Annotated in this window: 18 protein-coding genes and 2 pseudogenes; 12 read left to right on the plus strand and 8 right to left on the minus strand. The window is 62.8% G+C overall.

Annotated elements, in window-relative coordinates; genetic code table 11:
- The first annotated feature begins 173 nt into the window (after window positions 1-173).
- The 5 genes and pseudogenes from SJ05684_RS14680 to SJ05684_RS30415 all read left to right on the plus strand — a co-directional run.
- On the plus strand, window positions 174-995 hold the full coding sequence (locus SJ05684_RS14680) for a glycoside hydrolase family 108 protein (protein WP_244426608.1): 822 nt from the start codon (window positions 174-176) through the stop codon (window positions 993-995).
- Complete coding sequence (locus SJ05684_RS14685; RefSeq protein ID WP_034853157.1) at window positions 992-1,243, plus strand: hypothetical protein; 252 nt, start codon at window positions 992-994, stop codon at window positions 1,241-1,243. The genes SJ05684_RS14680 and SJ05684_RS14685 overlap by 4 nt, the downstream gene beginning before the upstream one ends.
- 146 nt (window positions 1,244-1,389) lie before the next feature.
- On the plus strand, window positions 1,390-1,827 hold the full coding sequence (locus tag SJ05684_RS14690) for a hypothetical protein (RefSeq protein ID WP_034853155.1): 438 nt from the start codon (window positions 1,390-1,392) through the stop codon (window positions 1,825-1,827).
- A 7-nt stretch (window positions 1,828-1,834) separates the two neighbouring features.
- Window positions 1,835-2,248: a hypothetical protein gene (locus SJ05684_RS14695; protein WP_034853153.1), complete on the plus strand. Its 414-nt coding sequence runs from the start codon at window positions 1,835-1,837 to the stop codon at window positions 2,246-2,248.
- A 300-nt stretch (window positions 2,249-2,548) separates the two neighbouring features.
- A pseudogene (locus tag SJ05684_RS30415) lies at window positions 2,549-2,713 on the plus strand (VOC family protein); the annotation flags it as partial.
- 74 nt (window positions 2,714-2,787) lie between these two features.
- Here the strand turns inward: SJ05684_RS30415 and SJ05684_RS14705 are convergent.
- Window positions 2,788-3,702: a hypothetical protein gene (locus SJ05684_RS14705; RefSeq protein ID WP_034853149.1), complete on the minus strand. Its 915-nt coding sequence runs from the start codon at window positions 3,700-3,702 to the stop codon at window positions 2,788-2,790.
- Window positions 3,703-3,946: 244 nt separating this feature from the next.
- Window positions 3,947-4,123 (minus strand): hypothetical protein, encoded by a 177-nt coding sequence (locus SJ05684_RS30030; RefSeq protein ID WP_172901122.1) that lies wholly within the window; start codon window positions 4,121-4,123, stop codon window positions 3,947-3,949.
- Window positions 4,124-4,220: 97 nt separating this feature from the next.
- On the opposite strand from SJ05684_RS30030, the pseudogene SJ05684_RS30925 reads away from it, so the two are divergent.
- Window positions 4,221-4,638, plus strand: a pseudogene (locus SJ05684_RS30925) (protein-L-isoaspartate O-methyltransferase family protein).
- A 169-nt stretch (window positions 4,639-4,807) separates the two neighbouring features.
- Here the strand turns inward: SJ05684_RS30925 and SJ05684_RS14715 are convergent.
- Complete coding sequence (locus tag SJ05684_RS14715) at window positions 4,808-5,140, minus strand: hypothetical protein (protein ID WP_034853144.1); 333 nt, start codon at window positions 5,138-5,140, stop codon at window positions 4,808-4,810.
- Window positions 5,141-5,562: 422 nt separating this feature from the next.
- On the opposite strand from SJ05684_RS14715, the gene SJ05684_RS14720 reads away from it, so the two are divergent.
- Window positions 5,563-6,402, plus strand: coding sequence for an alkaline phosphatase family protein (locus tag SJ05684_RS14720; RefSeq protein WP_034853177.1), 840 nt, complete (start codon window positions 5,563-5,565; stop codon window positions 6,400-6,402).
- Between the two features lie 352 nt (window positions 6,403-6,754).
- Here SJ05684_RS14720 and SJ05684_RS14725 read toward each other — a convergent pair whose 3' ends face one another.
- Window positions 6,755-7,480: an META domain-containing protein gene (locus SJ05684_RS14725; protein WP_034853141.1), complete on the minus strand. Its 726-nt coding sequence runs from the start codon at window positions 7,478-7,480 to the stop codon at window positions 6,755-6,757.
- A gap of 263 nt (window positions 7,481-7,743) precedes the next feature.
- Between SJ05684_RS14725 and dxr the strand changes: the two genes are divergently transcribed.
- Window positions 7,744-8,916 carry a 1-deoxy-D-xylulose-5-phosphate reductoisomerase gene (dxr, locus tag SJ05684_RS14730; protein ID WP_034853139.1) on the plus strand — a complete coding sequence of 391 codons (1,173 nt, stop codon included), beginning with the start codon at window positions 7,744-7,746 and terminating at the stop codon, window positions 8,914-8,916.
- Window positions 8,917-9,104: 188 nt separating this feature from the next.
- On the opposite strand, the gene hemA is transcribed toward dxr, so the two are convergent.
- The 4 genes from hemA to SJ05684_RS14750 form a co-directional block, all read right to left on the minus strand.
- The gene (hemA, locus tag SJ05684_RS14735) at window positions 9,105-10,319 is read right to left on the minus strand and encodes a 5-aminolevulinate synthase (RefSeq protein WP_034853176.1); all 1,215 of its coding nucleotides are present in this window, start codon (window positions 10,317-10,319) and stop codon (window positions 9,105-9,107) included.
- Window positions 10,320-10,530: 211 nt separating this feature from the next.
- Window positions 10,531-11,328 (minus strand): FAD binding domain-containing protein, encoded by a 798-nt coding sequence (locus SJ05684_RS14740; protein WP_034853137.1) that lies wholly within the window; start codon window positions 11,326-11,328, stop codon window positions 10,531-10,533.
- Window positions 11,329-11,343: 15 nt separating this feature from the next.
- Complete coding sequence (locus SJ05684_RS14745) at window positions 11,344-13,692, minus strand: xanthine dehydrogenase family protein molybdopterin-binding subunit (protein WP_034853135.1); 2,349 nt, start codon at window positions 13,690-13,692, stop codon at window positions 11,344-11,346.
- A 59-nt stretch (window positions 13,693-13,751) separates the two neighbouring features.
- Window positions 13,752-14,243 carry a (2Fe-2S)-binding protein gene (locus SJ05684_RS14750; protein WP_034853133.1) on the minus strand — a complete coding sequence of 164 codons (492 nt, stop codon included), beginning with the start codon at window positions 14,241-14,243 and terminating at the stop codon, window positions 13,752-13,754.
- Between the two features lie 421 nt (window positions 14,244-14,664).
- Here SJ05684_RS14750 and SJ05684_RS14755 point away from each other — a divergent pair, with 421 nt between their 5' ends.
- From SJ05684_RS14755 to SJ05684_RS14770, 4 genes are all read left to right on the plus strand, one after another.
- Complete coding sequence (locus SJ05684_RS14755; protein ID WP_034853131.1) at window positions 14,665-14,916, plus strand: YMGG-like glycine zipper-containing protein; 252 nt, start codon at window positions 14,665-14,667, stop codon at window positions 14,914-14,916.
- A 295-nt stretch (window positions 14,917-15,211) separates the two neighbouring features.
- On the plus strand, window positions 15,212-16,411 hold the full coding sequence (locus SJ05684_RS14760) for an NAD-dependent formate dehydrogenase (protein WP_034853130.1): 1,200 nt from the start codon (window positions 15,212-15,214) through the stop codon (window positions 16,409-16,411).
- 250 nt (window positions 16,412-16,661) lie between these two features.
- A complete protein-coding gene (locus SJ05684_RS14765; protein ID WP_095694281.1) occupies window positions 16,662-18,575 on the plus strand; it encodes an autotransporter assembly complex protein TamA in 1,914 nt (637 codons plus the stop codon).
- A 94-nt stretch (window positions 18,576-18,669) separates the two neighbouring features.
- A complete protein-coding gene (locus tag SJ05684_RS14770; RefSeq protein ID WP_034853090.1) occupies window positions 18,670-24,285 on the plus strand; it encodes a translocation/assembly module TamB domain-containing protein in 5,616 nt (1,871 codons plus the stop codon).
- Window positions 24,286-24,388 lie beyond the last annotated feature (103 nt).

The raw sequence follows: 24,388 nt of genomic DNA on the forward strand, positions 1-24,388 counted from the left end.
TCCCCTCCTTGGTTCAACGGAGCGGGACACTAGGAAAAGTTGCGCTCGTTTACAACCCAGTTCTGACGACAACAGCCTGCCATTGAGTGCGTTTTTATTGCCCTTGTTGGTGTGCTTTGCGCCTCCCCTCCCCACCGCCGATTATCCCCACATCTTCTGCAGGGGCGATGGTCATGAGCAACGAATTCGAGAGGGCACTGACGAAAACGCTGATTCATGAAGGCGGATACGTCAATCACCCGAAGGACCCGGGCGGCGCGACCAACCAGGGCGTCACACAGCGGGTCTACGATGACTTCCGCCGCCAGATGAAGCTGACCACGCGGCCGGTGAAGGGAATGACCTCGGCCGAGCGCGACACGATCTACCGCCAGCGCTACTGGAATCTAATCAAGGGCGACCTGCTGCCCGTCGGCGTTTCCTATGTCGTCTTCGACGGTGCCGTGAACTCCGGTGTCTCTCAGTCGGTCAAGTGGCTGCAGCGCGCACTCGGCGTCAAATCAGATGGCGTCGTCGGTCCCGCCACGCTCACCGCCGTTCAGGCGGTCAACGATCATGACGCTCTGATCTCGAAGATCGTCGAGCGGCGCATGAAGTTCCTCAAAGCGCTGAAGACGTGGAAGACCTTTGGCAAAGGTTGGACCCGGCGCGTCAACGGTGTTCTTTCGACCGGTCAAGCTTGGGCGAGTGGTTCTGTCGGTCCCGCGATCGACTACGCGCCTGGTGGCGAGGCCAAGGCCTATGTCGAGGATGCCAAGAAGGCGCCTTCAACCGCCCCGGGCGACACGGCTGCTGGCGCCGGCAGCATCGGTGCGATCTTGACGCAAGCGCAGCAGGAGCTCGCTCCGTATATCACCATTGATTTTGTCGCTAAGGTCTCGGCCGCTCTGACGCTCGCGAGCGTCATCGTTGCCGTCGGCGGCATAGCCTACCGCGTATGGGCCGCACGCAGGGCAAAGGAGATCGCAGACGCGATCGATGCGGTGCCCGCATGATTGGACGCTACTTTGCAGCGACTCTCATCGCAATCCTGATTGCTGTGGCAGTGATCGCATATGTCAAGGGGCGGCGCGACGGGCGTGTCGGGCAGCTGCGGGATAGCGTCGAGGCATTCCAGAATAGGGGCAAAATCGACAATGAGACGAACGCTCTTAATCGCAGCGCTGTGTGTCGTCGCCTTGGCGGGGTGCCAGAGCAGTGCGACGAACTGCGCCGGATGGACGAAGCCGCCGCAGGTGAATGACCCCGTCAGCTTAGTCGATAGGGAAGAACAATTGGCCCGATGGGTCGTGTCGACCGATGCCTTTGGCAGACGTCAGAATTGCTGGAAGTAGCTCGAGCGAAATGGCAGATGTGGACGCTAGGCCTGCGGCGAAAGAGGCAAGATCGATGGCTATCAATTGGTCAAATGTCAACGTGCCAACGATCATCGCGGTAGGCTCGCTGTTTTGGTACATGGCACAGGACAACGCCAACATCAAAAGCCAGCTCACCGAGCAGGAACGATATGCCGGTGTTCGTAGCCAAATGACCGACAAGAACTTTGCGGACCTGAACGCCCAGGTGAAGCAGATGCAGGATCTGCCTTTCCGAATGGGCGCGCAGGAGGCGAAGACGGCCTCTCTGAGCGATCGTGTCGACCGGTTGGCAGATGCGATCCTGGCCAATCAGGAAGCGCTGCGAAAGGACTTCAATTCTGCCGTCGAGGTGATCCGCAAGGACTTTTCCGGCCTGAGCACGAAGGTCGAAGTCCTCGATAGCAAGATGGATTCCATCATTGACAAGCCCCGTCAGGGAGCTTCCATTCCTATGCAACCGCGCCTGTGAGGTCACCATGACAAAGGTCCCATCTCTCACGGAAATAGACGCGCTGGCCGATGAGGATATTCTGTACGTTTGGGATGCGAGCACTCCGAGCACGCCAGACAAGAAGATGCTAGGGTTGAAGCTGCGACCGGCCGGCTCCAAGATCACGCACTATCTGCGGTACGAGTCGACGATCGTCATCCCGGCCATCAACGCCGCGACGGAAGGATCGGCGGCCATCACCGTTGCTGGTGCAGCCGTCGGCGATCACGTCGTCTTCAACATGCGGGATGCATTGCCGGCCGATCTCGGCATTACGTCGGTGCGCGTCTCGGCGGTCGATACGGTGCAGGTCCGATTCCGCAATTTCCACACCGCGAATAACTATGCTGGTGGGACGCTGGCCTGCGACGCTCTGGTGATCCGCTCGATAGCGGCCTGACGTTCCCCATCATATCCGGAGATTGAGGGGAACCGGGGAACGTCCCGACACGATTTCAAACACATGACCCAAATTCCTAATCTGAGGGTCACGCGTTCGAATCGCGTCGGGATCACCATTTATTTCCAACTACTTATGCCGGGACCGAAAAAGCCGCAAGATGCTTCGGCCAACAAAGGGCGTGAGCGCTTAATCCCGGCACGCGTCTGTGTTGCTTTTTCCGCGTGCTCATTGGGCCGTATACGCCGGATCATCCCGCGCACGGCGCGCGCGCAGGGCAAACCGCGGCCCACGCAAGTCGATGCCCGCCAGCAAGTCGAAGCTTTCAATTGCGCGGCTCTGGAGGCGGGTGGCAATACGATGGTGCCTCGTCTGCACCCGCACTACCATGCGAACTACTATGCAGCTTTCGTCATTGGTCCGGACGGGCACAACATCGAAGCGGTTTGCCACGAACCTGAGGCCCAGCCCTTCCATCGAGGGGACGTCCACAAGCGGGGCTTCGCCCACTTACGGCCGCCGCGACCTGCGCCACAACGTCAAAGCCGCAGTCGACCTGGAAGCAACCGATCCACTATCACCGGATGGGCGACACCCGAACGACCTCCAAACCACCCTGCGACTGCGCCCAACACGAGGGCGAGGAAAGCCACTAACGCACCGGTTGAGACAGCCGATGCCGCAGCATCGGCGACTTCGATTGCCTCCTCCTTGCTTCGCTCAACCGCCCGAGTATATTGCTCCTCGATCTGGACAACCTGTGCGCGCGCTTCTTCGACCGGAATGTTGCGCGCGCTAGCTAGAGCCTGTGCGGCATTGTCCCGTGCAGCCTCTGCCTCGTTTTCGTCACCCGTCACTAGAGCGCGAATCGAGTTGATTGCGGCGTTGTTGAGGGCTTCCGGGTCGGTGCCAGTCGAACGAACCTGCCGTTCAATGGCGTCGAGCGGGTTTGCCTCCGCGATCACAGGCGCCGCGGTCTGTGCAATGGTCTGACCGAGCCCTCCAACCGCGCTGACAACACCGCTGAATGCCCCCCCCACGATGCTCCCGACAGCGGTAGTCAGGAGGTAGAGAACGAGTAACGTGGTGAACGCCCATGCTGTAAGACCGTGGAGTGCTCCAGTGATTTCATCAGTCTTTCCCGACATACGGGCGGCAATATAGCCGCCAGCAAATGCCGAAACGATCCCGGAAAGCAAATACCAGATGCCCGCGACGATCGAGAACGTGCTTGCCGCGGGGTTGTCGCCCGTACGCGGATCAAGAGTTGCTACGCCGATCCCCACCCCCAACATCGTCAGCAGGACTTGAAAGACAAGGGCCACAACCACCCCCGCGAAGATTGCTCCCCATGACACTTTGTTGACGATAATGGTATGTGCGCTCTCAACCGCCGTGATGTCCGTATGAACGGCCTCATCTCTGGCCGAAGGCCCTTCGGAGTAATCGCTCATGTTCCCGCTCCCTTCCAAGCGCCGATTCATTGACCGCCACGCATGATTCGCTGCGATTCAAACTTCAGAACCGAACAATCGTTCCGGAGGTGAGAACCCTTAAAGGGGCAGATGAGTGTCCGATCAGCGAAGGACCGCTGCAAGGGCAATGTGCGGACGTAGCGAGCAGCACCCGGACAAGCGTGAGTGCCCAGGTCATCTGGCTATGGGGGCGAGTCACGGCGCGCTCTGAGTCCTTTGGACCCTAGGGCCGCCGTCGAAAACGGCGCAACACCACGTAGCCGGCTACCGCGACAGCCGTAACGGCAATCAGAATGAACAAAACGATCATCGCGGCGGCGCCGAGAAGAGCCCCGAGAGTGTCCCAAAAGCCGATTTGAGCTATCAGCAGAACGACTAAAAGAACCAGAAGCAGCGGCATGAAGAAGCCCCGAATGTCAGTATTGGTTGGCACCCGTATCAAACACCGGATCGAATGCACATGGAAGTCGTAGGGGTAACCCGGCCTCTATCGTGGCATGAAGCCGTCGCTGAAGAAGTCGCTGGCGCCGGTCGAGGTGAGCGCAATCCATGCCGACTTGCAAGCGAAGAACTGGGCAAGGCGGCACTCGATGAACGGGTAATGGCAGCGATGCTGCGGGTGCCCCGGCATCTCTTCGCGCCCGCCCCGGCTGGGCCCTTTGCTTATCATTCGTATCGGCGGCGGGTCTCGCGGCTGGCCTGAGCGCGCCCCGCTCGACAAAATCCTGGTCACGGCGGCGGCCGAGGCGCCGCCGCCGGCTTTGCTTGAAGCTCAGGCCAATGGCCCGTTTGGCTCTGGTTCATTCTGTGGGCTCTGAAGAACAGTTGCTGACTGTCATCGACAAGTATTCAGCAGGACAGATCGAGGCGCGGCAACTCATTCCGGTTCGGTTCAGCCGGCTCGAGGGCGTCTAAGCAGGTTGGCAAGATCGACAGCCTCGACCCGAGGCGATTGTTCATCCCTTCGCCTTGAGGAGATACGAACGCGCTGCTGGCGGTTTCTCTCCCTGGCGGCGCGTTTGGCCTGTTTTATCCTAGGCACCACTTTAGCACATTCAGCCAATGAGTGGCCGAGAGACAAACATCACCCCTGCTCCACAGACTTCCTAAGCCAGTTGGTTCCGAGTTCGATTTCGCCCTCGTTAGAAGCTGCGAATCCGACAAGAAGCGCCTTTCGCGGCGATTTTCGGTTCGCGTAGTAGTAGGATAGCTGTTCGACACCAAGATTGTTTTGCCGGCAGCGTATCAGGACCGCATCCTCATCCACCGACTGATCCCTGTAATAGCAGAGATTGTAGAACCCCGACGCGAATTCGGGCGGCTCGAAGATGTCGGCAAAATCGGAACGCAAGATTTGCAGGAGCCGGTTCTGCCGCTTGGCGTAGACTCCGGCGCATCCGGTGAAGATGACGAACATAGTGGCCGTCCTCGATGAGGCGGTCGACGATCTGTTCGGTAAACTGGGGCAATGCCCTGTACCGAACCTGGATCAGCCGGCGACACTTTTCCGGAAGCGCCCTAGGCATGATCATGTAGCCGACGCGCAAGGATTTCGTGCGCGCGATGGTGCACCTCCATAAGGTGTGTCCAGCCACGACAAGTGGACTGGTCATTTTTACGATTTCTGGACATGTATACAGCACTCTTGCCGACTAAGATCCATCCCGGATCAAACAACGGCGCCGCCGACCAAGCCGCGGGCCAGGCCATTTCGGCCGGATCGGGGACCATCATGGATGAACTCAACTATCTCTCCGGCCTCGCTTCCCGAAACCACCATCGCACATGCGCCGCCTTGTCCGGCGGCGCATCATCTCACTGCACGCCATGGACGAAGCAATGCCTCTTCGCAACAAACTTCTGCTCATCATTCTCGACGGTCAGCCATGGCGAAACGCGCGCCGGCTGATGGGCAACCTGGAAGGCTGGGTGCAGGCCGGCGACGCGCGGGTTTGGAGGATGCGTTCCGTTCTTCCGTCTACCTCGGCCTCCTGCTACGCGTCGATCCACACCGGCGTACCGCCGCAGGTTCACGGCGTTCTCTCGAACGAGACGCTGTTTCGCGTCGAGCAGCCCGACATCTTCTCCGAAGTCGCCAGAGCCGGCGGCAAGACCGGCGCCGTCACCCATTCCTTCTGGTCGATCTTCTTCCAGCGCGCGCCCTTCGACATGGTGCGCGACATAGAGTACGACGAACCGGAAGGGCCGATCCATCACGGTCGTTTCCACACCATGGCGGGCTACAATCACCAAAACCAGATGACGCCAAGTGATCTCGATCTCTTCGCCACGCTGACCATTCTGACCGAGCGCTTCTCCATTGACTATGGCGTCCTGCATACCTGCACACTCGACAGCATGGGGCATCGATATGGCCATGACTGCTCGCAGATGGATGTCGCCTGCTTTACCATCGACGCCCAGCTCGCGACCTTCCTGCCGCGCTGGCGCAAGAACGGCTATGAGGTCATCGTAACGGCAGATCATGGCCAGACCAATCGCGGCCATCATGGCGGCCACGATGAGGAGATGCAGGACTTCGCCTTCTACTGGTTCGGTGGTGGCGATGGCCCTCCGGCGGACACTCTCCTCGACCAGTTGCAAGTGGCGCCAACTGTGCTTTCACGCATCGGCGTGCCTGTGCCGGCAAGTATGAAAGCGAAGCCGCTTCTCCTTTAGAGCGCTCGCGGTTCTCGCACAAGGGCAACGCGAACCCTTCGATAGAGAGTCTTGCGGCGGGGCAAGGTCACAACACCCAGACCATGTCGCGCATCTGATGGTCAACATCGGATGAGCGAACTGCGGGCGTGTAGAGCCACCGCCTCACGTCCACACAAGTTGAGGAAGGCCCAAATATTAGGCAAAACTGGGTAGAAGCACCGGCCAGCATCCGGTTAACACGACTAGTTTCTACGATAAATCAGTCAGTTGCGCCACAGCAGAATTGCACGTGGATTTAGCGACTGAAAGGCGAATTTTTCTGAGGGTCGCGCGTTCGAAGCGGGCCGGGATCACCTTTTCGGTCGCACTTCTATCCCCTTCTGACGCAAACCACTCCCGGATCATCCTCGCCCTTCGTAACGTCGAATAGCGTCGCCTCCTCGCCTTCGGTCCACCAGATGTAGCGGCCGCCGGCATAGCGCGCGCCCGAGCCGGAGATTATGCCCGACGCGGCGATGTAGTGGCCGCCGACCGAAAAAGTGACGAGCGACAGGGGGCCGGCATTGATATATTCGGCTTCGACGCCCTCCCCGCCGCAATCGTACCGCACCGTCTGCCGATCGACCGCGCCGGCGCCGGGCACATGCAGGATGACCTCCGCCCCGCCCGCGGCCGCAGCCTCCGTCGAGACGAGCCGCATAACCGGGGTGCCGTCGGGGCCCGCGAGCGTGAGCCTTGTGCCGTCGACACTCCAATCGAGCCCGTTTCGCAGAGCGTCGAAGAATTTCTGCTCCTGCTCCATGACGGCCGGTTCGCACATCTTGCGCGCCGCGGCGGTTGGTCCGAAGGTGATGGCCCTGCCCGAGAGGGTGAAGGCACCGGTGAAGATGTTGCAGCCGCCCATGCCGCCATAGGTGCCGTCCTCCCGGATCTCCAGCACAGTCTCGAATTCGTCCACGACACCTTCGCCGACGATCGCCTCGGCACGCCAGGAACCGACAAGCTCCTGCGGCACGCTCTCGGCAGCGACCGTGTTGATGGAGGCAAGTTCGATCAGAAGGCAGGCGCAGGCGGCAGCGGTCAGGGTCTTTGACATGGGAAGCTCCTCGCGCAGAACGACGCATGGTCGCAGCCAAGCGGATTCTTAGCGCATCGGCCCGCAAATCGGAACCGATTTTCGGAAAGCTCGATCCGCAGATTCAAAGAGTTGCAGCCTTTGCGCGTCTGAAAAGACGCGCGGCGCTGTAAGCCCAGCGGTACCGGAAAGAGAAGAGCCGCGGCTTCTGCCCTTGTTGCCGAAGGCTTTCGGCTGTAGAGCCTATGACAAACTCCAGAACTAGAAGAATACGGGAATTGGCAATGGCATCCGGCGAGGAGAAGCGCCGCCTGACGATACTGGGCTCTACCGGTTCGATCGGCACCAACACGCTCGACGTCATCGAGCGACTCGGCGGCCGTACGAATTTCGAGATTGCGGCGCTCACCGGGAACGGCAACATATCCCTGCTCGCTGAACAGGCGCGCCGCCTGGGCGCCGAGTTCGCGGTCACCGCCGACGAGGAGCGTTTCCGCGAATTGAAGGACGCGCTCGGCGGCAGCGGCATTGCGGTGGCGGCCGGCCGAAGCGGCCTTATCGAGGCGGCCGAGCGCGACGCCGGCTGGGTGATGGCGGCAATTGTCGGCAATGCCGGGCTTGCTCCGACACTCGCGGCCGCGCGGCGTGGCGCCGATATCGCGCTTGCCAACAAGGAGTGCCTCGTCTCCGCCGGCAGCCTCTTCCTGGAAGCAATCCGCAAGGGCGGCGGGCGGCTGCTGCCCGTCGACAGCGAACATAACGCCATCTTTCAGGTGCTCGAAAACGAGCAGCGACACGCCGTCGAACGCATCATCCTGACGGCCTCCGGCGGCCCCTTCCGCACCAAATCTCTCGAGGAGATGCGGCATGTCACGGCCGACATCGCCCGCGCCCATCCCAACTGGTCGATGGGCCTGAAGATTTCGATCGACAGCGCCTCCATGTTCAACAAGGCGCTGGAAATGGTCGAGGCGCGCCACCTCTTCGGACTGCGTCCGGATCAGATCGAGGTGATCGTCCATCCGCAATCGGTGATTCACTCGATGGTCGGCTACAGCGATGGATCGGTGCTGGCGCAGCTCGGCTGTCCGGACATGCGCACGGCGATCGGCTATGCGCTTTCCTATCCGAAGCGCTGCGCGCTGCCGATCGATCGGCTGGATTTTGCGAAACTGGCGCGGCTCGATTTCGAGGCGCCGGACGAAAACCGCTTCCCGGCGATCGGCCTGGCGCGCCGGGCGATGGAAGCGGGCGGCGTGCAGGGCGCAGTGCTGAACGGCTCGAAGGAAACCGCGCTCGAAGCCTTCATCAAGGGAAGGATCGGCTTCCTGGCGATGGCGGAAATCGTCGAGAAGGTGATGGATGCATTGGCGGACCTTCCGGCGGCCGTCACCATGGACGATGTCTTCGCGGCGGATGAAAAGGCCCGGCATACGGCTGCCGGGTTGATTAAGTAACACGCGATTTTCGGTTCGATCTGCCCTGATCCGCCCTGCCGGGCACCTTCTCCTCGCAAGCGGGAGACTCGCGGCGTGCTTCCCACCCCCCATTCACCCACAGATGAGGAAAAGGGCAGGCGCAAGATCCGCCCCCTCTCCCCGCTGCGGGGAGAGGGCTAGGGTGAGGGGCTTCGGTTCGTGCGAGCTTACGCCACCGCCCTTGCTAGCGCGCAGCGCGACCAGAGCGAATGCAGGGCGCCGACCAAGCGATCGATATCGGCATCCGAATGCAGCGGCGTCGGTGTGATGCGCAGGCGCTCGGTCTTCTTCGGCACGGTCGGATAGTTGATCGGCTGCACATAGACGCCGAAATTGTCGAGCAGCAGGTCCGAGATCCATTTACACTTGGCGGCATCGCCGACGATGACCGGTACGATATGGCTCGGATTGACCATGTGCGGAATGCCGCGCTTGTCGAGCAGCGAACGCAACCGCCGCACGCGCTCCTGATGGGCAAAGCGTTCGACCTGGCTTTCCTTCAGATGGCGGATCGAAGCGAGCGCGCCCGCGGCGAGTGCCGGCGGCAACGCGGTCGTGAAGATGAAGCCGGAGGCAAAGGAGCGAATGAAATCGCAGAGTGCTGCCGAACCGGTAATATAGCCGCCCATGACGCCGAAGGCCTTTCCGAGCGTGCCCTCGATCACCGTCAGGCGGTGCATCAGTCCCTCGCGCTCGGCGATGCCGCCGCCGCGCGGACCGTACATGCCGACCGCATGGACCTCGTCGAGATAGGTCATGGCGCCGTATTTGTCGGCAAGATCGCAAATTTCCTTGATCGGCGCGATATCGCCATCCATCGAATAGACCGATTCGAAGGCGATGATCTTCGGCGCGCGCGGATCGGCCGCCGCAAGCTTGGCTTCAAGATCGGCCACCGAATTGTGCTTGAAGATGACGCGCTCGCATTTCGAGTGACGAATGCCCTCGATCATCGAAGCGTGATTTCCGGCATCCGAGAAGCAGATGATGCCGGGGATCTTGGAACAGAGCGTCCCAAGCGCGGCCAAGTTCGACACGTATCCCGAGGTGAACAACAGCGCGGATTCCTTGCCGTGCAGGTCGGCAAGCTCGCGCTCGAGCAGCACGTGATAGTGGTTGGTGCCGGAGATGTTGCGGGTGCCGCCAGCGCCGGCGCCGCACTCGTCGATCGCCTGCTTCATCGCTTCGACGACCACCGGAGACTGGCCCATGCCGAGATAGTCGTTCGAGCACCAGACCGTGACTTCCTGGCTGCCGTCGGTCGTGTAGCGCGTCGCCTTCGGGAATTCGCCACGGTGGCGGGCAAGATCGGCGAAAATGCGGTAGCGACCTTCCTGATGCAGCCCGTCCAGCTCGGCTTTGAAGAAACTCTCGAAATCCATCATCATCTCCAGTGCCCTGCCCGCCTTGTTCCTTGAAAGCGGCCAGGGGGTCAACCCCGGAAAGCCCCCCATGCCTGCGGCAAAAGGCCCCTAGTTTTGAACTATTCCAAGATAGCTAGTCGAACTCAATTCCCTCAACTTTGATCGAAGTCAAGCATTTACGAAAGAGGACGGCCGTTGCCGCCCTTTTTCGATGCTAAAGTCTCCCCTCTCACGCGGCCGCCACGGCGCGTCTGGCCATCACCTTGATGAGATTGGCGCGATAGGGCGCGGTCGCATGAAGGTCGGAAAGCAGGTCCGAGGGATTGACCGCCACACTTGTCACCGCGTCCGGCGACCAGTTGCCGGCGAGCGCCGATTCGATGCCCGCGTGGCGGAACACCCCGTCGGAGCCGGCCCCGGTCACCGCGACGCGTACGTCGCCATTGTCGCGACGGGCGACGAACACGCCGGCCATCGCATAACGGGAGGCCGGGTTGGCGAACTTCTGGTAGCTCGCCTTTTCGGGGGCTTCGAAGCGGAGCGCGATGATGATTTCGCCGCCGTCCAGTGCCGTCTCGAATAATCCGGTGAAGAAATCGCCCGCCTTGATTTCCCGCCTGTCCGTGACCACCGTCGCGTCGAGCGCCAGGATGGCGGCCGGATAGTCCGCCGCCGGGTCATTATTGGCGACGGAACCGCCGATCGTGCCCATGTGACGGACATGCGGATCGCCGATGTGGCTCGCAAGCACGCAAAGGGCGGGACAGACTGCCTTCACCCGATCGCAGGTTGCGACCTCCTCATGCGTCGACGCCGCCCCGATCGTGACCGTCCGCCCGTCGACTGCGATGCCCTTCATTTCCGCGATGTGTCGCAGATCGATGAGGTCGCTCGGCGCGGCGAGCCGCTGCTTCATGGTGGGAATAAGCGTCATGCCGCCGGAAAGATATTTTCCCTCCGCAGAGGACCCCATCAGCTTCAGTGCCTCACCGATCGAAGAGGCGCGATGATAATTGGTCTCGTACATTCTCGTTCCTCCCGATCAATTGGCGGCTTGCGCGGCGGCCCAAACCTTTTCGGGCGTTGCCGGCATGGTGAGCGCGTTGTTGCCGATTGCGTCCGTGATCGCGTTGATCAGTGCCGGCGGCGAGCCGATCGCCCCCGCCTCACCGCATCCCTTGATGCCGAGCGGATTGTTGGGGCATGGCGTATTCGTCGTCGACACCTTGAAGGACGGCAGGTCGTCGGCGCGCGGCATGGCATAATCCATGTAGCTCGCCGTCAGCAGTTGTCCGCTGTCGGGATCGTAATGCACGCCTTCGAGCAGCGCCTGGCCGATTCCCTGCGCAAGGCCGCCATGCACCTGCCCCTCGACGATCATCGGATTGATTATATTGCCGAAATCGTCCGCTGCGACGAATTGAACGATATTCGTCTTGCCCGTTTCCGGATCGACTTCCACCTCGCAGATGTAGCAGCCGGCCGGGAAGGTGAAATTCGCCGGATCATAGAAAGCGCCCTCCTTGAGGCCAGGCTCCATGCCGGCGGGCAGGTTGTGTGCGGTATAGGCGGCAAGCGCCACCTGCGACCAGGGTAGAGCCTTGTCGGTGCCGGCGACCTTGAGGGCGCCGTCCTCGAGGACGATGTCGCTCTCGTCGGCCTCCATGATGTGCGCCGCGATCTTCTTCGCCTTGCTTTCGACCTTGTCGAGCGCCTTGACGATCGCCGACATGCCGACGGCGCCGGAACGCGAGCCGTAGGTGCCCATGCCCATCTGCACCTTGTCCGTGTCGCCATGCACGATATTGATGCTGTCGATCGGCACGCCCAGTCGTTCGGCGACGAGCTGGGCAAAGGTCGTCTCATGCCCCTGGCCATGGCTGTGCGATCCAGTCATCACCTCGATCGTGCCGACCGCATTGACCCGGACCTCGGCCGATTCCCATAAGCCGACGCCGGCGCCGAGCGAGCCGACCGCAGCCGACGGTGCAATGCCGCAGGCCTCGATATAGCAGCTCATGCCAACGCCGCGTTTCATGCCGCGCCGCTCCGATTCCGCCCTGCGCGCGGCAAAGCCGTCCACATCGGCGGCTGCCATCGCCGCATTGAGCGACGCCTCGTAATCGCCGGCGTCGTAATTCATGATGACCGGCGTCTGGTGTGGGAAGGACCGGATGAAATTGATGCGCCGGAGCTCGGCGGGCGAAATGCCGAGCTCGCGCGCCGCCGTTTCCATCGTCCGCTCCAGGAGATAGGTCGCTTCCGGGCGCCCGGCGCCGCGATAGGCATCGACCGGAGCGGTATTTGTATAGACGGTGCGGACATTGGCGTGTATCGCCGGGATGTCATATTGCCCGGAGAGCAGCGTCGCATAGAGATAGGTCGGCACGGCCGAGGAAAAGAGCGACATATAGGCACCGAGATTGGCGATCGTATCGACCTCGAGCGCCGTGATCCGATGGTTGGCGTCGAAGGCCATCTTGACCGTCGACACATGGTCACGGCCATGCGCGTCGGTGAGGAACGCCTCGGTGCGGTCCGACGTCCACTTGACCGGCACACCGGTGCGCTTCGAAGCCCAGAGACAGACGATCTCCTCCGGATAGATATAGATCTTGGAGCCGAAGCCGCCGCCGACATCGGGCGCGATCACCCTCAGCTTGTTCTCCGGAGCGACGTTGTAGAAGGCGCTCATCACCAGACGCGCCAGATGCGGGTTCTGGCTGGTCGTGTAACAGGTGTAATGGTCATCGCCCGGATCGTAGATGCCGAGGGTAGCGCGCGGCTCCATCGGATTGGGCGACAGGCGGTTGTTGAAGAGCTTCAGTTCCGTCACATGCGCCGCGCCGGCAATCGCCCGGTCGACCGCGGCGGCGTCGCCGATCTCCCAGTCGAAGATCAGGTTGCCGGGGGCTTCCGGATGGATCTGCGGCTGGCCGTCACTCAGCGCCTGCAACGGATCGGCGACCACCGGCAGCGGATCATAATCGACGATCACCGCTTCCGCCGCGTCGCGTGCTTCGGCAACGCTGTCGGCCACGACGACCGCGACCGCATCGCCCACATAGCGCACCGTCTTGTCCGCAAGCGGCCGCCAGACGCCCATCCTCATCGGTGAGCCGTCCTTCGAATGGATCATCCAGCCGCAGATGAGATTGCCGATTCCGTCCGCCAGCAATTGCTCTCCGTCGAGCACGTCGATGACGCCGGGCATGGCCTTCGCCTCCGCCGCGTCGATTCCTGCGATCCTGGCATGCGCATGCGGGCTGCGCACAAAGACCGCATATTTCATTCCCGGCACCGTCATATCGTCCGTATAGCGTCCCTTGCCGGTGAGGAACCGCCTGTCTTCCTTGCGCGCGACCGGCGCGCCAATCCCTTCAACACCCATTGCCTATCTCCTTCCGAGATATTCAGCGCAGTTCTGGATTTCCGTCGGGCAATTGCCGCTCATTCCGCGGCCTGGCGTGCGCCGCCGCCCATCTCGGCAGCCGCGGCCAGGATCGCCTTGACGATGTTGTGGTAGCCGGTGCAGCGACAGATATTGCCCTCGAGCTCGGCGCGCACCGTCGCCTCGTCTAGATTGCCGCCGTGACGGCGGATCATATCGACGGCGGTCATGACCATGCCCGGCGTGCAGAAGCCGCATTGCAGGCCGTGATGCGCTTTGAACGCCGCCTGAACCGGATGAAGCTCGCCATATTGCGCCACCCCTTCGATGGTCGTAATCGCCGAGCCCTCCGCCTGGGCGACGAGGATCGAACAGCTCTTGACCGATTGGCCATCCATCAGGACGACGCAAGTGCCGCATTGCGTGGTGTCGCAGCCGACATGCGTCCCCGTCAGTCCGAGGTTTTCGCGGATAAAGTGCACCAGCAGCGTCCGGTCGTCGCAGGTGCCCGTCACCTGGCGGCCGTTGACCGTCATCGTTATTTTCGCCATTTCGCTCCTCCGGAGGTCGGTCGGTGCCAACTCGAGCGCGGCTAGGTCGGGTGAGATCTGTTCACGCGACGGAACGCGCCCACTGAAATCAATGCCCTCTGCCAGCGGCCCGCTCCTCCCGGGCCGGCCTGGCACGCTGTATCATTTGTCTTTTTTTCAAATGCCGCAACCGTTTGCAGCCACGGGACGGCAAAAAATCCGCCGTAGTCTCTTCCGCAAAGGCGAACGCCTTCATCTTCTGTTCAGGAAAGATCGCATTATCTTGCCGCGGAAGATTCGCCGCCTCCAGTAGACATTGCCGGACAGTGGATTATCTTTCAGGTTGCAAATTCAAGGGAAGCAGGCGGTTGTGCTGCCCTCCCATCACCCAGGAGACGGACGAGGCGACAGGCTGAGATCCGTAGAGTTCGGAGAGGACAAGATGAAAAAAGCCATCGCACTTGTGCTGGTCGCCCTGTCGGTCGCAAGCTGCACGCAAACCGAAAAGGGTGCCGGAATCGGTGCCGCATCGGGCGCGATTATCGGCGGCGCCGTAACCGGCAACGTACGCGGCGCGGCCGTCGGCGCGGCCATCGGCGGCGTTTCCGGTGCGTTGATCGGCCATGTCACGGAGCAGCCGGGCCAATGCTATTACCGCGACCGCTACGGCCGCCGCTATATCGACGCCTGCTGATTGCAGCGCCGTTAGGCTAAGACGGGGCCCCGGAGCGATCCGGGGCTTTTTCGTGCGCTCCCATGCCATCGGTGGGAGCCCGGGACCGGCAGGTGACGACGCGGACCACTTGAAACACCGTCCGGCTCCTCCACCTTTTAAGGTGATACCAACTCTACGAACGTGGGAACGCCAGAAGCGAGCCTGCTGGCCGCAGATTATTCAACAGAGCACATCGCCCTGCTGTTCGTCCGTATTGACCGGCAGCATCAAGAAGCTGAGGCCTTCCCCTTCGTTCCAGTGAAGGGAGATGGAAATGGCAAAGGTCGTTTGCGTCCTCTACGACGATCCTGTCGATGGTTATCCGACCACCTATGCGCGGGATGGCTTGCCGAAGCTCGAGCATTACCCCGACGGACAGACGCTTCCCAGCCCGAAGGCCATCGATTTTCAGCCGGGAGTCCTGCTCGGCAGCGTCTCCGGCGAGCTAGGCTTGAGGAAGTTTCTCGAAAGCCAAGGGCATAGCCTTGTGGTGACCTCGGACAAGGACGGTCCCGACAGCGTCTTCGAACGGGAACTCGCCGACGCCGATATCGTCATCTCGCAACCCTTCTGGCCTGCCTACCTGACTGCCGAACGGATTTCCAAGGCAGGCAAGCTGAAGCTCGCGATTACTGCCGGGATCGGCTCGGACCACGTGGATCTCCAGGCCGCGATCGAGCGCGGCATCACCGTCGCCGAAGTGACCTATTGCAACTCGATCAGCGTGTCCGAACATGTTGTGATGATGATCCTCAGCCTCGCACGCAACTATATCCCCTCCTATGAATGGGTCGTGAAGGGCGGCTGGAACATCGCCGACTGCGTCGCCCGCTCCTATGATATCGAAGGCATGGACATCGGTACGGTGGGCGCCGGGCGGATCGGCACGGCGGTACTGCGGCGGTTGAAACCCTTCGACGTCAAGCTGCACTACACGGACCGGCACCGGCTCCCCGACGCCGTCGAGAAGGAACTCGGCGTCACTTTTCATAAAACCGCGGAGGAGATGGTGCCCGTCTGCGACGTCGTCACGATCAACGCGCCCCTCCACCCCGAGACGGAAAACCTCTTCGACGAGGTGATGATCGGCAAGATGAGGCGCGGCGCCTATCTGGTGAATACCGCTCGCGGCAAGATCTGCAATCGCGATGCCATCGCACGGGCGCTCGAGACCGGCCAACTCGCCGGCTATGCGGGTGATGTATGGTTCCCGCAACCGCCGCCCAAGGATCATCCCTGGCGATCGATGCCCCATCACGGCATGACGCCGCATATCTCGGGTTCCTCGCTCTCTGCCCAGACGCGCTATGCGGCGGGCACGCGAGAGATTCTCGAATGCTGGTTCGAAGGCAGACCGATCCGCGAGGAGTATCTGATCGTCGCCGGTGGCAAGCTCGCCGGCGCCGGCGCGCACTCCTACAGCGCAGGAGATGCGACGCGCGGGTCCGAAGAGGCGGCACGCTTCAAGACGTGAACGCGCCAGGTCGTGAGAACACCCGCGTGGATAAGCATCTAGGCGGCGATCGCCGCCTTCCGGGGCTTTTTTGTGTCTGACGGACAACAAAGCCAGTCCTTTTTGCCGGAATCGCCACCGGATCTCGGATCCGGGGTGGATGTGGCACGCCGTCACCGTTAACAGATAGAGAACCAAGCAATGCTAAACTGCCCATTGCCGCACAGGCAGGCAGTGAGTAAAGAGTCGCCTGAAACGGGATGCGGAGGGGATGTCGCCACCACAGTCGAGTACTGCGTACTGGAAGGCTGCAGCGGCGCTTGTCCTTGCAGCTTCGACCGCGCTCGGTCCGTTGTCCGCCGGCAACGCGCTTGCAATCAACATCTTCGGTCTGCGGCTGTTCGAAAGCGCGGAGGAGGAGATTCAGGTCATTGACCCGGTCCGCTATGCGCTCACCTTCGAAACCGGCACGGCTGACGCGGACCTGCGAGAGGCGCTCCAGAACGCATCCGCGCTTTACCAGGATAGCGAGGAACCGGTTTCCGGCGACCTCGGCCTCTTGATCAAGGCGCGCGACGACCGGGAGCGCCTGCTCGCGGCGCTCTATGAAAACGCGCGCTATGGCGGTGTTGTCAGCGTCCTGATCAATGGACAGGACATCGACACCCTGCCGCCGGATCCGTCTTTCCCGGAGGGCGCGCCTGTGCCGGTCACGGTGCGGGTCGCCCCTGGGCCGGTCTTTACATTGGGTAGGGTAACCTTCCAAGGCGATGCCACGCAGTTCGCCCCGTCCGCCTATGGGCTTACGCCGGGCGCCCGCGCCGACTCGACGCTGATCATCCGGGCGGGCGAGCAGATCGTCGCCGATCTGAAGGAACAGAGTCGGCCGCTTGCAAGCCTCACCGAACGCAGCGTCGTAGCCGATCACGCCACTTCGACTGTCGAAGTCACGATCGCCGCCGCGGGCGGCCCGGTCGCCCCCGTCGGCGATCTCACGGTCACCGGCACAAGAACAGTTGATCCGACATTCGTCCGCGACTACTCGCGCCTCAACGAGGGTCGGCCCTACTCGCCGGAAAACATCCGCAGGGCCGCGGAGCGTCTGCGGCAGCTGAATGTCTTCTCGAGCGTCACCATCACGGAAGCCGATCAGCTGGCGCCGGACGGCACCATCCCGATGACCATTCAGGTCTCCGAGGGCAAGCATCGCTATTTCGGCTTCGGCGGCCAGGTTTCGACGACCGACGGCCTCGGACTGCAGGGCTATTGGGGTCACCGCAATCTCTTCGGGCGCGCCGAATCGATCCGCATCGAGGGCTCCGTGGACCGTATCGGCGAGACCACAGATATCGGCGGGCTCGACTATTCCGCCAGCATCCTTTTTGCAAAACCCGGCGCCTTCGGGCCGGCATCGACCTTCACGGCGAGCATCAAGGCGGCCATCGACGACCCGGATGCCTATCGCGCCAAGACCATCACCGCGGCTGCGGGCGCCGGTTTCGAGCTCTCACCGGAAGATACGGTCTCGGTCGGCGCGGAGTTGAGCATCGCCGATGTGGACGATGCGTTCGGCTCCAACAGTTATCTCACCGCCGCCCTCCCGTTCGAATACGTCCGCGATACCCGCGACAACAAGCTGAACGCAACGGAAGGCTATCGCGCGCTGATCGGCGCCACGCCAAGCTATGAGATCGACGGCAAGACCTTCTTCAGCTCCTTCGAGGCCACGGTTTCCGGCTATCAGGCGCTCGGGCCCGAGGACGGAGTCGTGCTTGCCGGCAGGATCGGCGCCGGCACGCTTGTCGGCGGCGACGAACTCGCCGACATTCCCGCGCCCCGACGCTTCTATCTCGGCGGTGGTGGATCGGTGCGCGGCTTCGCCTTCCAGGAGATCGGTCCGCGCAATGCCGACAACGAGGAGACCGGCGGCCGATCCTATGTGAGCGGCTCGCTTGAGGCGCGCATTGCTATCACCGACACGATCGGCATCGTACCCTTCATCGATGCCGGCAGCGTCTCGGCGGACGAGCTGCCGGATTTCTCGGACGTCCGCGCCGGCGCCGGTATCGGCCTGCGCTATGCGACGCCCTTCGGACCGATCCGGCTCGATTTCGCAGTCCCGCTCAACAAGTATCCCGGCGGCACCGATTACGGGATTTATGCAGGCATCGGCCAATCTTTCTGATTTATGCCGGCCGGCCTGTTATAATGGCTATTCGCGGCACCCCGCTTCCGTCCTGCCGATTCCAGAGCGGCGCAACATGGGCTATGGATAGGATATGAATCAGGTCATCCGCTTTCTTCGGGTCGCATTGCGCTATCTATCCGCCGTCTTCGCGGCTGCGCTGGTGGCGCTGCTCCTCGCCATCGGCTTTCTCGGATTCACGGCCCCCGGCGCGCGAGTGGTCGCCTGGGCGATCGAGAAATACGCGGCAACGCCCGACCAGATTGTCCGCATCTCCGACCCGAGCGCTTTGCTGACGGGGCACTTTACCGCCGGCAGCGTGACGCTCTTCGATGGCGAGGGCGTCTATGCGGAGGTACGGGACTTGGCAATCGACTGGTCGCCGGCGGAACTGCTTTCCCAGCGCTTCGATGCGTCGAAGGTCTCGGCCGGCTCCGTTCGGCTGGAACGAATGCCGATTCCATCGCAGGAGACGCGGGAGGTACGCTCGACCTTGACGCCGCCGCTCGATGTAAAAATCGACGCCTTCGACCTGAGTGAAATCGTGATCGGCGAGGCGATCGCGGGTGAGGACCAGGTCCTGACGGCGACCGGAAGGGTTCACGCCACCGATTCGAGCGTGGCGCTTGCCTTCGAGGCATCCGAGCGCGACCGGCCCGAGGCGCGCGCCGTGGTCGATCTAGTGTTCGATCCGGCCGGCAACCAGTTGAAGATCGAAGCAGAGCTTTCCGAACCGAAAGGCGGGCTGCTGGCGAAGCTGCTGCGTCTGCCGGGCGAACCGGCCGTCGATATCGCGTTGACCGGCGAGGGTCCGCTGTCCGACTGGACAGGATCGGGTACGGCCAGGCTCGCCGGCGACGAAATTCTTCAACTCCGAGGGCGCCACCTCCTGACCGCCGACGGCATGCACAATCTCACGGTTTCGGGCGGCGGCGCCTTCGCGCCGCTTATGCCCCCTGCTTTCAAATCGCTCTTCGAGGGCACGACCGATATCGACATTGCCGCTGCCTTCGACGGCGAGAGCATGGTCCGCATCGACTCCGGCAGGCTTTCCACCGGCGCGATGACGCTCAATGCCTCGGGAACGATCGACAGCCGCGGCAAGAACAATCTGCAGGCAAGCCTCGCCGGCACGGACGGCCCGGTCGACTTTCGCTGGCCGATCGGGGAAGAAGATCTGCGGACGCTGATCAACAGGGCCAATCTGTCGCTGGTCGGCGAGGGGCAATCGGCAAACCTCGATATCTCCGCCGATGCAGCTTCCGTCGAATTTCCGCAGGGAACTCTTGGCGACATACGGCTTTCCGCACAAAGCGACGCATTCGATCTTCAAGCGCAGACGGGAGTGCTGAAGACGACCGTGGAAATCGGCGAAAGCCGCTTTGCGAGCGCGGAGCTCGACCGGGCGATACAGGCGCCGATCAACGCCGAAGGCATGCTTGCCGTCGCCCCGGAGACGATTCGTTTCGATCCGCTGACGATCGAAAGCCCTAGCATTGGCGGCACCGTCATCGGCACGCTTGACCGCTCCAGCGGGCTGATCGATGCTGCATTGAACCTTTTCGCGGTCCCCGAGGTTCTGCCGCCCGCGATCGCCGGCAAGTTCGACGGCACGATTGCCCTTTCCGGCAATCTCTCGACCGAGGCGGACGGCCGGATCGAACTGAGCAATCTTGAGGTAAAGTCGGAAACGGTCAACGCCTCCGGCTCGCTCGCCTTTGCCGGCGAGACCCTGACGGCCGACCTCTCCGGCCGGCTACCGGATCTCGGCAGGCTCATTGACGATGCCGAAGGGCCTGCCGCCTTCCACGCAGCCATCGAGGGTCCGCTCGCCAAGCCGGATATTATGGCGGAGGTAACGTCCACCGGCGCCACGCTTGGCGGCCGGACGCTCAGCGATCTTACGATCAACGCCGATGGAACGGTGATATCCGGCGCTCCCCAGGCGAAGGTCACTGCCAGCGGCACGCTCAACGGTCAGCCGATCGACCTGCGCGCTGACGTGGTTTCGCAATACGGCCGCACCTCGGTACCGACGATCGAAGGAACGGTCGGCGGCAACCGTTTGACCGGCAGGCTAGATCTCAGCTCCGGATTCAGGCCGAGCGGCACGATCAATTTCGACCTGTCGGACCTCAGCCTCATCACACGCATGCAGGGCCAGCAGGTCTCCGGCGATCTTTCCGGCACCGCGACGTTAGAGACGACCGACGGCACGACATCCGTCGCCATCGAGGCAGAGGGCACCCATATCGGCTTCGGCGCGGTTACGGTCGCCAGGCCGGAGGTGGACATCAACATTGCCGACATGGCCAGGCCGGCAATCATGAGCGGCCAAATTCAGGCGGAGAGCTTGGCGATCGGGGAAAACCGCGTGTCGGACCTCGGCATCACCCTCGAACAGCGGCAGGCCGCAACCGGCTTTTCGCTGCAGGGCAGCTTTGACGGGGCGCCGCTGACCGCATCGGGCGAATTGACCCAGGATGCGGATCGCACCGAAATCAGCCTTTCCTCCGTCTCCGCCGCGCCGAGAGGCGTGCCGCTCGAGCTCGCTGCCCCGGCGGTCGTGGCGATCGAAGGGGGCGCGGCCCGTCTCGACGGCCTGACGATCCGCGCCGCGAGCGGCACCGTCACCATCACCGGCACCGCCGGCGACACGCTTGATCTGACGGCGCGACTCGATGCGCTGCCCGCCAGCCTGATCGATCGCTTCGCCCCGACGCTTGGGGCGCAGGGGACGATCTCGGGCAGCGTCGATGTCAGCGGCGAGGCTCAAGCGCCGGTCGTCGATTACGACCTCGCCTGGAGCGAAGCTTCCGTCGCATCGACGCGATCGATCGAGATTGCCGTGCGCGACCTGAATGCCAATGGCAGGGTCACCGTCGCCGAAGAGACCATTCGCTTCGATCCGACGGCGATCGAAGGTGCGGGATTCCGCGGCAGCGTTACCGGCACCCTCGACCGGACCGGCACGACAGCCGAGGCCGACTTCGAGTTCACCGCCGAACCGGATGCGCTGCCCGCCGGGCTGGCGGCCCGTTTCGACGCACCCGTCACCGTTTCGGGCAAGATCGAGACCGGCGGCGAGGCCACGAGGTTGAGCGCGCTCGAGATCACCTCTGAGACGGTCACCGCCATCGGTTCCGCCACCCTTGCCGAAGGCGCGCTCACGGCAGAGTTCGAGGGCACCCTGCCGGACCTCGGCAAGCTGCTGGGCGATGCGCAGGGTGAGGCGTCCTTCAACGCGGATATTTCCGGCCCGCTCGACGCGCTGAACCTGAAGGGGGAGATGACCTCGAGCGGTGCCACACTCGCCGGCCGCTCGCTGACGGACCTGACGATCACCGCCGATGCGACGCTTGCACCGGGCAGTCCCCAGGCAAATCTCACCGCCACGGGTGCACTCGACGGGCAGGCGATCGACGTCCGGGCCGAAGTGGTTTCGAGGGAGGGCCGCACGTCCATTCCCACGCTCGAGGCGACGATCGGTGACAACCGCGTGACGGGCGCCCTCGACCTCACACAGGATTTCAGGCCCGAAGGCACGATCAATTTCAACCTGCCCGATCTCGGCCTGATCGCCGCAATTGCCGGGCAGCAGGCCTCCGGCGACCTTTCCGGCTCGGCATCCGTGCGCACCGCCAATGGCACGACCTCGGTTTCGCTGAACGCCTCCGGCAGCGCCATCAGGCGCGGCGCACTGACGATTGCCAATCCGGTCGTGGACATCAGCATCGCCGATGTCAGCGAATTGGCGATCCGGGGCAGCGTCAGGGCCGAAAGCGTCGCTCAAGGTCAAAACCGCGTGACCGACGTCAGCCTCACCTTCGACCAGCAGGGCGACAGGACGGGCTTCGCGGTCGACGGAAGATATGACGGCAGTCGGCTTGCCGCCGAAGGCGATCTGGCGAGAGCGGGCGACCGCACGGAAATTCGCCTCACCTCCTTTACAGCCGCTCCGCGGAACATCCCCTTGAGCCTTGCCGAACCGGCCGTGATCACCATCGAGGACGGCGTCGTCCGCCTCGGCGAACTGACCGTGCGGGCGTCGCGTGGCACCATTGACGTTAATGGCACTGCGGGCGAAATGCTGGACATTTCGGCAAGGCTGAACGCGCTGCCGGCCGGCCTTATCAATACCTTCGCCCCGACGCTGGAGGCCGCCGGCGCGATCAACGGCACGGTCGAGGTCAGGGGAAGCGCGGGCGAACCCGTGATCACCTATGACCTCAGTTGGAGCGATGCCTCGGTCGCGACCACCCGCGGCGCCGGTGTGGCTGCACTCGACGTTTCCGCCACCGGCCGATACGCCGGCAATCGCGTCACGGTCGAGGCGACGGTGTCCGGACCAGGAGAGCTGTCTTTCCGGGGCGGCGGCCATGTCGATCTCGGCGGCACCATGCCGATCGAAATGAGCTTCACAGGAGACGTGCCCTTCGCGCTGATTGCCGGCGCCATGGCGGAACAGGGTTTCACGCTCACCGGATCGGCCGATGTCAATCTTTCGCTCTCGGGCTCCGCACGGGCACCGCGGATCGCCGGTACCATCTCGACGACAGGCGGCCGCCTCGTCGACGTCCGGCGTAATCTCGCCTTGAACGACCTTGCGGCCAATGTCAGACTCGACGGACAGCAGGCAACGATCTCGAATCTCTCGGCCAATCTCGCGACCGGTGGATCCATCGAGGCAAGCGGCACTGTCGGCGTAGCGCCCGGCTCCGGCTTCCCGGCGGACCTCAGGATCCGCCTGAACAATGCCACTTACATCGACGGCACGCTTTTCATGGCCGACCTGGCGGGGGATCTCACGCTCACCGGTCCGCTCACCGCAACTCCGGTGCTCGGCGGCCAGTTGACGGTCCGCAGGGCGGCAATCACGATTCCTGAGAAGTTGCCGGCCTCGCTGGCTGCGATCAACATCGAGCACAGGAACGCGCCGGCCGGGGTCCGTCAGATGGCGAATGAAGTGCTCCAGGACACGCCGATCGATGCCGGCGTCAACGGCAACGGCATCATTGCCTTCAATCTCGACGTTCGGTCCCCCGGGCAGTTCTTCGTGCGCGGACGCGGCATCAATGCCGAACTCGGCGGGAATCTCACGATCCGCGGCACCGCCAACCGACCGATCGTCTCCGGCGGCTTCGACATGCGGCGTGGCCGCCTCGAAATTCTCGGCAGGCGCCTGACCTTCACGGAAGGCCATATCGGCTTTGGCGGCGACCTCGTTCCGACCCTCGACCTCGACGCAACCTCGAGTGCGGGCTCCACGACCATTACCGTCAACATCGCCGGCGCCGCCAACAATCCGACGGTGACCTTCTCCTCCTCCCCGGCGCTGCCGCAGGACGAGATCCTGGCGCAACTGATCTTCAACCGATCGCTCAACAACCTATCGGCATTCCAGATCGCGCAACTTGCTACCGCCGTCAGCCAGCTCGCGGGCGGCGGCTCGACGTCGCTGCTCGGCGGCTTGCGCAACAGGCTCGGCGTCGACGACCTCGACATCACCACCGACGAAAGCGGCGGCGCACAGTTGCGCGCCGGCAAGTACATCAACGATCGAACCTATATAGAACTGCAGCAGGGCTCCGACACGGCGTCCACCAAGGCGACCATCAATCTCGACATCGGCCGCGGCGTGAAGCTGAAAGGCTCGGCCGCCGGCGACGGCTCGGCATCCGGCGGCGTCTTCTTTGAGCGGGAGTACTGAGCGACGATTTTCCCCGCGCTGTAGCGTTCTCCCCGGAACCCCTCCCCACAGGTGGGAAGGGTTGGGGAGGGGTTTCGAGGAGCTGCCGAACGGCGAACTCCAT

It is taken from the genome of Sinorhizobium sojae CCBAU 05684 (genome assembly GCF_002288525.1).
In the GTDB taxonomy this organism is placed as follows: domain Bacteria; phylum Pseudomonadota; class Alphaproteobacteria; order Rhizobiales; family Rhizobiaceae; genus Sinorhizobium; species Sinorhizobium sojae.